Here is a 13,247-nt window from a genome sequence, read left to right as displayed (position 1 = left end):
TTCAGATATCCAGGCCGGCCTTGCGGGCGCGGGCGTCCAAGGCCTGGCGCACTTCGGACAGCGCGGCCTGCGCGTCCTCCCCCAGGGCCATCGCGGCCACGGGTGCCAGCGCGGTCTGCGCCTGGTCCACATGGGCCAGGTACCAGCGCGACAGCAGGGCGCGGTTGGCACCGGACTCGGCGGCCGCCACCTTGGCCACGGCATCGATCCAGCGGGCCGACTCGGCATGCCACTCGGGCATGAAGGCCGTGAGCATGGACACGGCCGTGCCGCCGTGCAGCGCCAGCGGCCCGTCCACGAAGCGGCCGTAGATCAGCGGGTACAGCAGGCCGTCCAGCGCCAGGTTCTGGGCAATGAACAGCTCGATGGGGTCCTGCAGCACCAGCAGGTCCTCGACCAGGCGGCGCAGCGGCTGCCAGGTGGAGTCCTGCAGCCAGTCGTTCCTGCCGGCCTCCAGCACGCCGGGCTCGTCCATGGCCAGGCCCAGCCGCGTCAGGTACTGGGCCACGCCCAGCTGGTCCATGGCGTGGAACATGGCCGGCGCCGTGAAGGCCGTGCCATAGCCGCGCGAGCACATGCTGCAGTTGTTCATGTTGCCGCCCCAGGCCACGTGGCGCAGCGGCATCAGCACGGCACAGGCATGGGCACGCTGTGCATCGGCCATGCGCGCGGCCAGGCCGCGCGACTCGACGAACTGGTAGTTGGCCTCCATGGCCTCCTGCTGGCGCGCACGGGCCATGGTCCAGGTGGCGTAGTAGAACTGGCGCGGATCGCGCAGCGCATACCAGTCGGCCATGCGGATGGCCGTGCGGCCGGCGTCGAACAACTCCAGGCCCTGCTCCCAGGTCGGGCGGTAGTGGAAGTTTTCCTTGGGCTGGGCGCCCAGCATGGCCTCCAGATAGCGCGACGCGGGCTTGTCCCCCGTGTGCGCCGCGACGCGGTCGAAGGTATGGCGCAGCGGCTGTATCTCGCGCGCCTGCAGCTCGATGTTCATGGGCTTGTCTCCTGTGGGGTTCGTCGGGATTCGGGATGCGCTCACAGCACCGTGGCGCCCTGCCTGCGGCAGAAGTCCTGGAAATCGGGCTCGGCCATGGTCAGCTCCACCACCAGCTCGGGCCAGCCCACGGAGAACTCGAACTCCACGAAACCGTTGGCGCGCCGCTGCAGCACGCGCACCGAGCGGCGCGAGAGATCGCAGGCGGGCAGGTCGACAGTGGCGGTGGCGGTGCGGGTCGGGGTATCCATGGCGGGCTCCAGGCGAGGTCTTTGCCGGCCGGTGTTTGCATGGGCCGTGCCAGGCTGGCCCAATGGCGCAGAAATATCGATAAATACAGGGTTAGCCCCTAGATTTCAGACCACTCTCCGGCCCTGGAAAGGCGCCAATCCAGGGCAAACCCTTGGATGTCCGCGCCGCGCCCGCCTGCCATTGCGCAGTGCAGCATGATGAAATGGTGAATCCGGGACCCCGCATGTGCGCAATTGATCACCTGCCGGCCGGCACCGGGCGCGGGTGAATCCGCATTGGCAGGAAAAGTCGTTTTATCGATAGTTCAACCATGCCCACATCCGTCCCACCCCTGCCATCCGATGCCGACCTGCGCAGCCTCGTGCGCTTTTCCACCGAGGACGGGCTGATCTGGCTTTCGGGCCAGCGCATGCTGCTGCTGCACCTGGCCTCGCTGAGCGCGCTGCGCCGCGAAATGATGGAGACCATGGGCTCGGCCCATACGCGCCGGCTGCTGATGCGGGCCGGCTATGCCTCGGGCGAGCGCGATGCGCAGCTGGCGCGCCAGATCCGGCCCGATGCCAGCCTGTTCGACATGTTCGCCGTGGGCCCGCAGCTGCACCGGCTCGAAGGCGCGGTACGCGCCACGCCCGAGGTCTTCGAGATCGACGAGGCCGCGGGCCGCCTGCGCTGCGTGGTGCGCTGGGACCACAGCTGGGAGGCCGAGATGCACGGGCGCGAATGGGGCCCGCAGGAGGCGCCCGTGTGCTGGATGCTGCTGGGCTATGCCTCGGGCTATACCAGCGCCTTCTTTCGCCGGCCCGCGCTGTTCAAGGAAGTGCAGTGCGCGGCCTGCGGCCACGCGCACTGCCTGATCGAGGGGCGCTTCGTGCAGGAATGGCCCGATGGCGAGCTGCTGGAGCGCGACTACGCGCCCGAGTCCATGCTGGTGCGCATGGAGGAGCTGCAGTCGCAGGTGGAGGCGCTGCGCACGGGCCTGCAGCCCAGCGACGAGCAGGGTCCGCTGCTGGGCCGCTCGCGCGCCTTCCAGGGCGCCGTGGAGCTGCTGCGCAAGGCCGCGCCCACCCAGGTCACGGTGCTGCTCACGGGAGAGACCGGCGTGGGCAAGGAGCGCTTCGCGCGCGCGCTGCACGCCATGAGTCCGCGCGCTGGCAAGCCCTTCGTGGCCGTCAACTGCGCGGCGCTGCCGGCCGAGCTGATCGAAAGCGAACTGTTCGGTGCCGAGAAAGGCGCCTACACGGGCGCGGGAGCCGCGCGCATGGGCCGCTTCGAACGCGCCCATGGCGGCACGCTGATGCTCGATGAACTGGGAGAGCTGCCGCTGCCGGCCCAGGCCAAGCTGCTGCGCGTGCTGCAAAGCGGCGAGGTCGAGCGCCTGGGTGGCACGCAGGCACGCAAGGTCGATGTGCGCGTGATCGCCGCGACCAACGTGGACCTGGAACAGGCCGTCGAGCAAGGACGCTTTCGGCGCGACCTGCTGTACCGGCTCAACGTCTATCCCATCCGCATCCCCGCGCTGCGCGAGCGCGCCGACGACATCGCGCTGCTAGCCATGCATCTGCTGCACAAGTTCTCGGCACTGCACGGCAAGCCCGTGTCCGGGCTCAGTGACCGTGCCCTGGCCGCGCTGCGCGGCCACAGCTGGCCCGGCAACGTGCGCGAACTGGAGAACCTCATGGAGCGCGGCCTGATCCTGACGCCGCCCGGCGAGCTGATCGATGTGGGGGCACTGTTCCCGCAATGGAGCAACGCGGGGCATAGCGGTATCGATGCGCAGGGCTACCTGGCGCAAGGGCCCGGTGCCGAGGGCGTGGCCGACGCCTCGGGCCTGTACGACGCCATGCTGGGCCAGGGCCTGCACCTGGAAGCACTGGAGGACGGCCTGCTGCAGGAGGCGGTGCGCCGCGCCGGCGGCAACCTCGCGGCTGCGGCGCGCGCGCTGGGCATGACCCGGCCGCAGCTGAGCTACCGGCTGTCGCGCATTCGCGAACGCACCAAGGAGTGAGCCCATGGCCAAGCGACCCTTCATCCAGCGCCTGCTGATGGCCGATGCGGACGGCGGCGGCGAAGCCTCGCGCACGCTGACCGAGCAGGCCTACGCCGAGCTGCGCGCCGACATCATCGAAGGCCGGCTCGTGCCCGGCAGCAAGCTGCGCATCGAGCACCTGCGCCAGACCTATGGCGTGGGAGCGGGGACGCTGCGCGAGGCGCTGACGCGCCTGGTCAGCGACGCCCTGGTCACGGCCGAGGGGCAGCGCGGCTTTCGTGTCTCGCCCATTGCCATCGATGACCTGGAGGACCTCACGCGGCTGCGCGTGCACATAGAGACCCAGGCCCTGCGCGACTCCATACGCCATGGCGGCGAGGACTGGCGCGCCCGGCTGCGCGCCAGCTACGAGGAGCTGTCTTCGCTGGAGCAGCCGCTGTCGCGCGCCCAGCGCCGCTCCTGGGAGATGATGAACCTGCGCTTCCACGAGGCCCTGCTGGCCGGCCAGCCCTCGCCCTGGACGCAGAAGGTGCTGCGACTGCTGGCCCGCCATGGCGAGCGCTACCGCTGCTACGCCATGGACCTGCCCGGCATGACGCGCGACGTGCATGCCGAGCACACCGAGATTTTCGAGCTGGCCATGGCCGGCCAGGAGGCGCGCGCGGCCCTGGCGCTGGAGGCGCATATCTGCGCCACGCCCCACGAGCTGCTCAAGGCCTTGCGCGAGGGGCGCGTGCGACTGCCCGGCACGGGCGGCGCAGCGCCATCCGGCGGGCAGGCCGCGGGCATGGACTGAGCACGCCCACGCCCTCCTCCACAAATCCCACACAAAGGCTCGACAGCCCGGCAAGATTGCCCGCCCACACTGCGGCAGCTGAATCTACGGAGCCCTTCTGCTGTGACCAATAACGCCCAACTTCTGGCCGACGAAGCCAAGTACTGCTCGTTCGGGGATACCGTCCACTACGTCAACCCGCCCAAGATTTTCTCGGGCTGCGAAGGCAGCTACATGTACGACGAGGCCGGCACGCCCTACCTCGATCTGCAGATGTGGTATTCGGCCGTGAACTTCGGCTACAAGAACAAGCGCCTCGAGCAGAAGATGATCGAGCAGCTGCAGACCCTGCCCCAGGTCGCCAGCCAGTACCTGCACCCGACCAAGATCGAGCTGGCCAAGTTCATCGCCCAGGATGCGGAGCGCAAGTGGGGCCATGCAGGCCGCGTGCACTTCAACGTGGGCGGCGCCCAGGCCATCGAGGACTCGCTCAAGGTCGTGCGCAATGCCAGCGGCGGCAAGAGCCTGATGTTCGCCTTCGAGGGCGGCTACCACGGCCGCACGCTGGGCGCCTCCAGCATCACCTCCAGCTACCGCTACCGCCGCCGCTACGGCCACTTCGGCGACCGCGCGCAGTTCATCCCCTTCCCCTACCCGTTCCGCCGCCCCAAGGGCATGACGTCCGAGGAGTATGCGGACTCCATCGTCCGGGAATTCGCGCGCAAGTTCGAGAACGAGTACCACGCCATCTGGGACCCCAAGACCAACCAGTGCGAGTACGCGGCCTTCTACGTGGAACCCATCCAGGGCACGGGCGGCTATGTCGTGCCGCCGCCCAACTTCTTCAAGGGCCTCAAGAAGGTGCTGGACGACCACGGCGTGCTGATGGTGGTCGATGAAATCCAGATGGGCTTTTGGCGCACCGGCACGCTGTGGTCGGTGGAGAACTTCGGCGTCAAGCCCGACGTGCTGGTCTTCGCCAAGGCGCTGACCAACGGCCTCAACGCCCTGTCGGGCCTGTGGGCGCGCGAGGAGCTGATCAACCCCACCATCTTCCCGCCGGGATCGACCCACTCCACCTTCGCCTCCAACCCGCTGGGCACGGCCCTGGGCCTGGAAGTCATGAAGATGACCCACGAGATGGACTTCGGCCGCCAGGTGCGCGAATCGGGCGCCTACTTCCTCGAAGGCCTCAAGGAGCTGCAAAAGCGCCACAAGGAAATCGGCGACGTGGACGGCCTGGGCCTGGCGCTGCGCGCCGAGATCTGCACCGAGGACGGCTTCACGCCCAACAAGGCGCTGCTGGACAAGATGGTGGACATCGGCCTCGAAGGCGGCCTGGAATACCAGGGCCAGAAACGCGGCCTGGTGCTGGACGTGGGCGGCTACTACAAGAACGTGATCACCTTCGCGCCCTCGCTGATGATCTCGCGCCCCGAGATCGACGAAGCCATGGTCCTGCTGGACCAGTTGCTCACGAAAGCCAAGGCGGCCTGAAGGCGCGATGCCCGCAGAGCGCCTGCACAACCAGCTCGAACCCCCAGGCCTGCTCGCGCAGTTCGCGGCCCATCCTCCCGAGGGCTTCGCACTGCTGCAGGACTGGCCGGCGCCGGCCTTCACGGCGCCCTTCGATCTTCTGACCACGGCGGACGACGCGCTCAAGGCGCGTCTTTTGTCGTTGCCCGGTGGCGGCTGGCTGTCGCGCCGGCTGCGCCTGTCCACCGACTTCGTGGGCACCACGGTCAGCGAGTACGCCGTGCTGCCCATGGGCACCCCTGCCGCCCAGCAGGCTGCCGCGCTGCGTGCGCGCGCAGGCCGGCGCATGCTGACCATCGTCAAGGACCTGCCCCAGGATTCCCCGCTGCTGCCGGACGCCGACAACGCCCATGCACGGGCGCTGGCGCTGGCGCTGGCCGATGCGGGCTTCATCCTGGTCGAGGGCCAGGCCCTGGCTCATGTGCCCATCGACTTCTCCAGCCTGGACGAATACCTTGCACGCCTGTCCAGGAGCCGCCGCCAGAACCTGCGCCGCAAGCTCAGGAGCCGCGCGCAGCTGCAGGTGCAGCGCATCCCCACGGGCGCGGCCTTTGCCGATGACGCCCGGGTCGATGCCTACTACGCGCTGTTCGATGCGGTGTATGCGCAAAGCGAGATCCACTTCGACAGGCTCACGCGCGATTTCTTCGCGGCCCTGCTGCGCGATGCGGGCAACGGCGGCACCGTGTTCGAGTACCGCGCGCTGCAGGACGACGGCACGCCCGGCGCGCTGCTGGGCTGGAACCTGTGCTTCGAGCACGGCGGCAAGCTGATCGACAAGTACATCGGCCTGTCCTACCCGGCCGCGCGCGAGGCCAATCTCTATTTCGTGAGCTGGATGGTCAACCTTGAATACGCCATCGAACGCGGCCTGAGCCACTACGTGGCCGGCTGGACCGACCCCGAGGTCAAGGCCCAGCTGGGCGCCAGCTTCACCTTCACGCAGCATGCGGTCTTCATCCGCAATCCGCTGCTGCGCGCACTGGGCCGGCGCTTTGCCGGCCACTTCGAAAGCGATCGCCAATGGAGCGAACAGAACTGAATGCCCAGCCCGTGGTGCTGGATGTGGATGGCTCGGTGGGCTCCTTGCCCGGCGAGCTGCGCCTGCCGCTGCAGCACTGGCAGGAGCAGGTGCGCTTCGGCTGCGGCCTGCGCCGCTTTGCGCAGTTCCGCGCGGCCCTCGACGCGCAACTGCCCGCCGCGCATGGCACGGCCCTCATGGGCAGTGGCGACTTCCACCACCTGAGCTGGCCGCTGATCGAGCGCTGCATCACCGCCCAGGCCCTGTCCGCGGGCCGGCCGCTGCGCGTGGTCGTGCTGGACAACCACCCCGACAACATGCGCTTTCCCTGGGGCGTGCACTGCGGCTCCTGGGTGCGGCGCGTGGCCTTGCATCCGGCCGTCTCGCATGTGCATGTGGCCGGCATCACCTCCGGCGACATCGGCCGCGCGCACGCCTGGGAGAACTACCTCACGCCGCTGCGCGCCGGCCGCCTGAGCTACTGGAGCGCGGGCGTGGACACGGGCTGGGCGCGCCGCCTGGGCGTGGATGCCGCCTTTCGCGGCTTTGCCAGCGTGGCCGATCTGTCGCGCACGCTGGCACGCATGCTGCGCGAGCAAGCCCAGCCCACCTACCTGAGCATCGACAAGGACGTGTTCGCGCCCGAGGTGGTGCGCACCAACTGGGACCAGGGCCGCATGCAGGAAAGCGAGGCCCTGGACATCATCGGCGCGCTGGCCGGCCAGATCGTGGGCAGCGACATCACGGGCGATGTGTCCTCCTGGCGCTACACGACCTGGTGGAAGCGCTGGATGAGTGCCGGAGACGGCCAGGACACGCAGATCGACGCACAGACGCTGGCCACCTGGCAACTGGGCCAGCATGCCTTCAACGAACGGCTGGTGGAGCGTCTGCAGCAGGCCAGTTGAGGAGCCGGGCCCGCGGCGTCAGACGGCCGCCCGCGCTGTGGCGCTTTCCAGTACATCGACCAGATCGCCAAAGCGCGCGTCGTCGAACCACAGGCTGTTGCCCACGGCCACCAGGCGCCGTGCCCAGTCACGCCCCTGGTCCACCACGTCCTGGCGCGCCAGGCCCAGCACATGGTCGTAGCGGCCATAGTCGGGCAGCACATGGACGAAGGGCAGCGACAAACCCCAGCCCCTCCCCCATTGCGCACGCAGCAGCGCATCGCGCGTCGCCGCATCGCGCAGGCGCAGCAGCAGCACGGGCCAGACGCCTTGCGCACCCGGCACGGTGTCACCCACCATCTCGACCCCGTCGATGGCCGACAGCCAGGCGCTGCGCTCATGGGCCTGGCGCTGCAGTTGCTGCTGGAAATCCGCCAGCCGCGCCAGCGCGCGCCGGCCCACGCGGCGGCGCCAGGCGCCCAGCTCATGGCGGGGAATGGCGTCGTCGAAATCATCGCCGGCGGCCTGCACCCAGTCGCTGCGCGACAGCGCATCGCGCAGGGGACGGCCATAGGCCAGGTCCAGCCCGGCGGGGCGGTACAGCGCCGCATAGCCCAGCAGCTCCAGGCTGCGGCGCAACTCCCAGCCCCGGTCCTGGCGCACGCTGGCCGCATGTGTCTCGCGCAGCGCCTCGCGCAGCGCAGGCTCGCGTGCCAGCAGCACGCCGCCCTCGAAGGTGGTCAGGCCCTTGCCCACGGCCAGGCTGTAGAAGCCCACATCGCCCTGCCAGCCCAGGGGCTCGCCGCGCAGGCGGGCGCCCAGGGCCTGGGCCGCGTCCTCCACCACCCAGGCGCCCACGGCGCGCGCGCAGTCCACGGCCGTGGCCACGTCGGCCACGCGGCCGCACAGATGCGTGGGCAGCACGGCCAGCGTGCGTTCGCTGCACAGCGCGCGCAGGCGGGCGCTGTCCATGTCCAGTGTGTGGGACTGCAGATCGCACAGGCGCAGCTGCAGGCCGCAGTGCGCCACGGCCAGGGCCACCAGCGGGCAGGTATAGGCGGGGGCGATGACTTCGCTGCGGCCCGGCGCCAGGCGGCGCAGGGCCTGCAGCGCCACCATCAGCGCCGAGGTGCCCGAGCATTCCAGCTGCACGGCGGGCACGCCCAGCCATTGCGCCAGCGCCGTCGCCAGGTCCGCGTCGCCCCAGGGCAGCAGGTCGGCCGCGCGCAGCGGCAGGCCCGCCGTGGGCGGCAGCACGCGTTCAGCCACGGTGCGTGCCGTGCTCGGCCGAGGCCGCCAGATGCGCGGCGCCCGCGCTGGCCGAGCCCGCGCCCGGATTGCCGCCCGCATGGCCCGGCGTGTCATCGTCTGCGCCGGGCCCCTCGGCCTCCTGCGTCTCGCTGACGGCCAGGCAGGCGATGCCGGCCACGATGAACAGGCAGCCGATGATCTGGGGCATGCCTATGCGCTCGTCGAACAGCCAGTACGACAGTGCCAGCACGGAAAGAATCTCCAGGTGCGATGCCGCGAAGGCCGGGCCGATGGGCGCGCGCTTGAGCAGGGTCATCCACGAGAAAAACGCACCGATGTAGCCCACGAAGGCGCCATAGATCCAGGGCTGGCCGAACACGCGCGCCAGCCAGGCCGTGGAGAACTCCAGCGGCAGCGCCGCATTGCCGGCCTGCTTGAAGCTCAGCTGGGCCAGCGTGTCGAAGGCCATGAGCACCAGAAAGCCAATGAAATAAAAGCGCTTCATACCGGTATTTCAGTTCCTTGATGCTCGCTCTGCACGCATCGCGTGGGACTGCCGCGGCGCATGCGCGGGACGCCGAGCAAGAGCCGCCTCGCAGCGAAGGTGTCGTCCCCCTCCCAGGGGGAAGCGGCGCAGCCGCTCAGGGGGTATTCCATCTTCAATGCAGGCCCACGATGGCGACGCCTATGGACACGAGGACAATTCCGGCGACCCGCATGGGTGCCAGCTTCTCGGCAAACAGCAGCCGGCCCGCGATCATGATGGCCACGATGTTGATGGAGCCCAGCAGCACGCCTTCGGACAGCGGCACCAGCGAGAGAAAGGCCAGCCACAGCACGAACTCGGCCACATAGCAGCCCACGCCCAGCCACAGCCAGGGCCTGGAGGCCATGAAGCGCCAGCGCGCCAGGCCGTCGAGTTCACCGGGCTGGCTGGCGGCGGCCTTGAAGGCCAGCTGCCCCCCGCTGTCCACCAGCACGTTCAGCACCCACAGCGTGATGACCAGAGGCGACAGATCACTGCCCATGCCGCGCGGCCTCCGCATCCCGCACCTCGCGGGGGGCGGCGCCGCTGGCGATGCGCGCCACGAATTCGGTGGTGCGCGCGATCACGGTGCGGCGGTCGCGGTCGATGGTGACCATGTGGTAGCTGTTGTCCAGCAGCACCAGCTCGACATGGGCCTGGCTGGCGCCGTGCACGATGTCATGGGCGTTGGCCACCGAGGAGATGTCGTCGTTGCGCGCATGGATGACCAGGCAGGGCGAGCGCAGCTGGGGCAGGCGCGCCAGCACATGGGCCGAGAGGCGGCGCAGCTCGATGATGGACCACCAGGGATTGCCCGGCAGGCCGGCCGCCGCGCTGTCGCCCGAATGCATTTGCTCGACCACGCGCGCGCGCAGGGCCTCGTCCTTGATGCCGTAGGGCGGCTGCTCCATGAACACGCTGTGGCGGCCAATGCCCAGCGCGCGGAACAGCGGCAGCAAAAAGGCCAGGCGCGTGTAGAAGGGGATGCTCCAGCCGTCGTAGCGGAAGGTGGTGGACAGGGCGCAGACGCCGTCCACCTTGTCGGGGTGGCGCTGGGCCACGGCCAGGGAGAGCACGGCGCCCATGGACAGGCCGCCGACCACCACATGGTCCATGTGCTGCGACAGCCGCTGCAGGCCGGCCTCCACGCTGGCCAGCCAGTCGGTCCAGCGCGTGTCCACGAGATCTTCCATGCTGCCGCAATGGCCGGCCAGCTGGACCGCATAGACGGTGAAGCCCTGCTTGTTCAGCCCCTTGGCCAGCAGGCGCATCTCGGCCGGCGTGCCCGTGAGCCCGTGCACCAGCAGCACGCCGGTGCGCGCGGCAGCGCCCGTGCCCGGCATGACGAATTCATGCTCGGTCACGCAGACGCTGTCCAGCCCCGTGGCAGCAGCCTGCTCGCTGTGCTGAACCAAGGAGAGCCCATCACTCAAATTCATGTCAATTTTCCATGACGCTGCGCGTCGCCCTCTGACCATGAAACTGGCGTGCCCTGAGGCCAGAGACACCAAGGAAGGGCCTTGGCCGGCCGCGCAGCCCCGCACCGAAGGTGTCGTCCCCCTTGGGGGGCGCCGTGCAACGGGAAGGCGCGAAGCGACTCAGGGGGTGGTATGTCATGCCAGCGCCTCCAGGCTCAGGACCACCTTGTCGAGCAGGGCCGTGGCCTGCTCGAAATGCTCGAAGGGCGCATGGGCGATGCCCCGGCTTTCGCAGTGGGCGATGAGCTTGTACTTGGCCAGCACGAAGTCGGCCCGGCCCGAGACGCAGAAGTCCGAGGTGCTGTCGCCCACGTAGAGCACGCGGCCGTGCAGGGCCTGCTGCTCGGCCAGGCGCTCGCACTTGCAGTTGCCGCTGGCGCGCGCGCACTGCGCGCTGGCCCACGGAGAGTCCAGGCGCCAGCTGCGCTCGCCGGTCTGCACCAGGCGGTTGGCGATGACCTGCAGATGGCCCAGGCCATGGCGCTCCAGCACATGGCGTATGGCGTAGTCGATGCCGTCGCTGACCACCTGCACCGCCATGCCGTGGGCCTGGGCGGCCGCCACGAAGCCGGCAAAGCCGGGGTCGATCTCGATGGTGTCCAGGTGGGCGCGCAGTTCGGCCTCGTCCATGTCCAGCAGCGCGACCTGGCCCTTCATGCATTCGCGCGAGCCGATCTCGCCGCGCTCCCAGGCGTCCTCCAGTTCCTGCCAGCCGGGCTTGCCGAAGCGGTTGAGCAGGGTGTCGGTCACGTCCAGCAGGCTGATCGTGCCGTCGAAATCGCTTTGCACCATCCAGCCGGGGGCGGCGGTGTCCAGGTACAGGGGAATGCGCTTATTCATGAAACAGCACCCTTACGTTCTGGCCCACGCGCACGACGGCGGCGGGGGCCTGGTCGAAAACCAGCACACAGTCGATGACGCGCACCGGCCCGCGCTGCTGGTCGTCCTGCAGCCGCGCCGTGCCGTAGACGGGGCTGATGCGCAGCACACGTGCCGAAGGCAGCTGCTGCTGCGCGGCGCCATCGGCGTCCAGCGTCACCGTGGCCCGCATGCCTTCGCGCACGGCGGCGGCGAAGCTTTCGTTGATTTCGGCGCGAACCTGCAGCGGGCGCTGCGGCAGCAGCACCACGGCCGGCGTGCCGGGCACGGCCTGGCTGCCCGCATGGGTGGCCAGGCGCACCACGGTGCCGGCCTCGGGCGCGCGCAGTTCCTGGCGCTTGTGCTGGGCGCGCAATTGTTCGAGCTTGCGCTGTGCCACCTGGGCCTCGGCCGCGGCCACGTCGATCTCGGCCTGGGCATCGCGCAGCGCCTGCGCGGCCTCGTCCACGTTCTGTGCATCGGCGGCGCCCTCGCGCGCTGCGGCCTGCCAGCGCGACAGGGTCTGCTTGAGCTGGGGCAGGCGCGCGGCGCGCGCCTTCTGGCGCGCCTTGGCCAGCTGGGCCTCGGACTCGGCCACGGCCAGGTCGGCCTGGCCGGTATCGTCGGCCAGCCTCAGCAGCAACTGGCCCCGCTGCACGGACTGGCCTTCCTTGACGGACAGCTGCTGCACCACGCCGGCAACGGCGGGCGACAGGTCCAGCAGGCCGCCTTCAACCTCGATCTTGCCGCGCGCCACGGCCACGGCCGCCGGGCCGTTTTGCTGCGCCTTGGCGCTGGCCTGAGCGGCGTTGGCGGCAGCGTCGTGCGAAGGACCGCAGCCCGCCAGCAGCGCGGCGGCGGCCAGCGCCGCAGCCAGACCGGCAGTGGAAGCGGCAAAGCCGCTCATTGGGTACTTCATTCTTTTTCCTTCAACGGAGAGGTCTGGCGCCAGTCGCTGCGGATGGCGCCGTCCTCCATGCCGAGCACGCGGTCGGCATGGCGCACCAGGCGTGGGTCATGGCTCACGCACAGCACGGTCGTGCCATGGTTGCGCGCCGCGCGGTGCAGGATGTCGATGACGCGCTGGCCGCTTTCGGCATCCAGCGCACTCGTGGGTTCGTCGGCAAACAGCAGCTGAGGCGCCTTGGCCATGGCGCGGGCGATGGCCACGCGCTGCTTTTCGCCGCCCGACAGTTCGGCCGGGCGCATGTGGGCGCGGTGGGACAGGCCGACCTCGTCCAGCGCCTGCTGCGCGCGGCGCAGGGCCTCGTCGCTGCGCAGGCCCATGTAGCCCAGGGGCAGCTGTACCTGCTCGATGGCCGTCAGCGCCGGGAACAGGTTGAAGCCCTGGAAGACGAAGCCCGTGTGGCGCAGGCGGAATTTCTCCAGCGCCCGCGTGCCCAGCTTGCCCAGGTCCTCGCCCAGCGCCATGGCGTGGCCGCTGTCGGGCGCCTGCAGGCCCGACATCAGCGACAGCAGCGTGCTCTTGCCGCAGCCCGAGGGCCCGGAGATCAGGCTCAGCTCGCTCGGGTACAGCGACACCGAAAGGCCTTGCAGCACCTGCACGCTGACCATGCCCGACAGAAAGGACTTGCACAGGCGCACGGCCTCCAGGCTGGGTGCCGTGCGGGGCGCCGCCGTGGGCGCGGGGGAGTGGGCATTCATCACGTTCATGGCGTCTG

General features: G+C 69.7%; 14 protein-coding genes. 5 read left to right on the top strand and 9 right to left on the bottom strand.

Going from position 1 to position 13,247, the window contains the following annotated elements; all coding sequences use genetic code 11:
• Position 1: 1 nt before the first annotated feature.
• Together A9976_RS01490 and A9976_RS01485 are read right to left on the bottom strand one after the other, a co-directional pair.
• Complete coding sequence (locus A9976_RS01490) at positions 2–994, bottom strand: phenol hydroxylase (RefSeq protein WP_183017512.1); 993 nt, start codon at positions 992–994, stop codon at positions 2–4.
• 41 nt (positions 995–1,035) lie between these two features.
• Entirely contained in the window at positions 1,036–1,245 is a 210-nt protein-coding gene (locus tag A9976_RS01485) for a phenol hydroxylase subunit (RefSeq protein WP_183017511.1), read from the bottom strand.
• Between the two features lie 311 nt (positions 1,246–1,556).
• Here A9976_RS01485 and A9976_RS01480 point away from each other — a divergent pair, with 311 nt between their 5' ends.
• From A9976_RS01480 to A9976_RS01460, 5 genes are all read left to right on the top strand, one after another.
• Complete coding sequence (locus A9976_RS01480; protein WP_183017510.1) at positions 1,557–3,251, top strand: sigma-54-dependent Fis family transcriptional regulator; 1,695 nt, start codon at positions 1,557–1,559, stop codon at positions 3,249–3,251.
• Positions 3,252–3,255: 4 nt separating this feature from the next.
• Positions 3,256–4,029 carry a GntR family transcriptional regulator gene (locus tag A9976_RS01475; protein WP_183017509.1) on the top strand — a complete coding sequence of 258 codons (774 nt, stop codon included), beginning with the start codon at positions 3,256–3,258 and terminating at the stop codon, positions 4,027–4,029.
• A 102-nt stretch (positions 4,030–4,131) separates the two neighbouring features.
• Positions 4,132–5,505, top strand: coding sequence for an aspartate aminotransferase family protein (locus A9976_RS01470; protein WP_016447370.1), 1,374 nt, complete (start codon positions 4,132–4,134; stop codon positions 5,503–5,505).
• Between the two features lie 7 nt (positions 5,506–5,512).
• Positions 5,513–6,586, top strand: a complete 1,074-nt coding sequence (locus A9976_RS01465) for a GNAT family N-acetyltransferase (protein WP_183017508.1) — start codon at positions 5,513–5,515, stop codon at positions 6,584–6,586.
• Positions 6,568–7,473 (top strand): arginase family protein, encoded by a 906-nt coding sequence (locus A9976_RS01460; protein WP_183017507.1) that lies wholly within the window; start codon positions 6,568–6,570, stop codon positions 7,471–7,473. Before A9976_RS01465 ends, A9976_RS01460 begins: the two co-directional genes overlap by 19 nt.
• 18 nt (positions 7,474–7,491) lie before the next feature.
• Here A9976_RS01460 and A9976_RS01455 read toward each other — a convergent pair whose 3' ends face one another.
• From A9976_RS01455 to A9976_RS01425, 7 genes are all read right to left on the bottom strand, one after another.
• Complete coding sequence (locus tag A9976_RS01455; RefSeq protein WP_183017506.1) at positions 7,492–8,721, bottom strand: DegT/DnrJ/EryC1/StrS family aminotransferase; 1,230 nt, start codon at positions 8,719–8,721, stop codon at positions 7,492–7,494.
• On the bottom strand, positions 8,714–9,208 hold the full coding sequence (locus tag A9976_RS01450) for a multidrug efflux SMR transporter (protein ID WP_012202071.1): 495 nt from the start codon (positions 9,206–9,208) through the stop codon (positions 8,714–8,716). The genes A9976_RS01455 and A9976_RS01450 overlap by 8 nt, the downstream gene beginning before the upstream one ends.
• A gap of 154 nt (positions 9,209–9,362) precedes the next feature.
• The gene (locus A9976_RS01445; protein ID WP_183017505.1) at positions 9,363–9,731 is read right to left on the bottom strand and encodes an EamA family transporter; all 369 of its coding nucleotides are present in this window, start codon (positions 9,729–9,731) and stop codon (positions 9,363–9,365) included.
• The gene (locus A9976_RS01440; protein ID WP_183017504.1) at positions 9,721–10,668 is read right to left on the bottom strand and encodes a carboxylesterase; all 948 of its coding nucleotides are present in this window, start codon (positions 10,666–10,668) and stop codon (positions 9,721–9,723) included. The genes A9976_RS01445 and A9976_RS01440 overlap by 11 nt, the downstream gene beginning before the upstream one ends.
• Before the next feature lie 174 nt (positions 10,669–10,842).
• Complete coding sequence (locus tag A9976_RS01435) at positions 10,843–11,547, bottom strand: MtnX-like HAD-IB family phosphatase (protein WP_183017503.1); 705 nt, start codon at positions 11,545–11,547, stop codon at positions 10,843–10,845.
• Positions 11,540–12,484: an HlyD family secretion protein gene (locus A9976_RS01430; protein ID WP_183017502.1), complete on the bottom strand. Its 945-nt coding sequence runs from the start codon at positions 12,482–12,484 to the stop codon at positions 11,540–11,542. The genes A9976_RS01435 and A9976_RS01430 overlap by 8 nt, the downstream gene beginning before the upstream one ends.
• Positions 12,481–13,239, bottom strand: a complete 759-nt coding sequence (locus tag A9976_RS01425; protein ID WP_013800028.1) for an ABC transporter ATP-binding protein — start codon at positions 13,237–13,239, stop codon at positions 12,481–12,483. Before A9976_RS01425 ends, A9976_RS01430 begins: the two co-directional genes overlap by 4 nt.
• Positions 13,240–13,247: the final 8 nt, after the last annotated feature.

Origin of the sequence: Delftia sp. UME58 (assembly GCF_014170385.1) — a bacterium.
Classification (GTDB): Bacteria; Pseudomonadota; Gammaproteobacteria; order Burkholderiales; family Burkholderiaceae_C; genus Comamonas; species Comamonas acidovorans.
The sequence above is the reverse complement of the archived record's forward strand: the minus strand, read 5'-3'. Positions and strand labels throughout refer to the sequence as shown.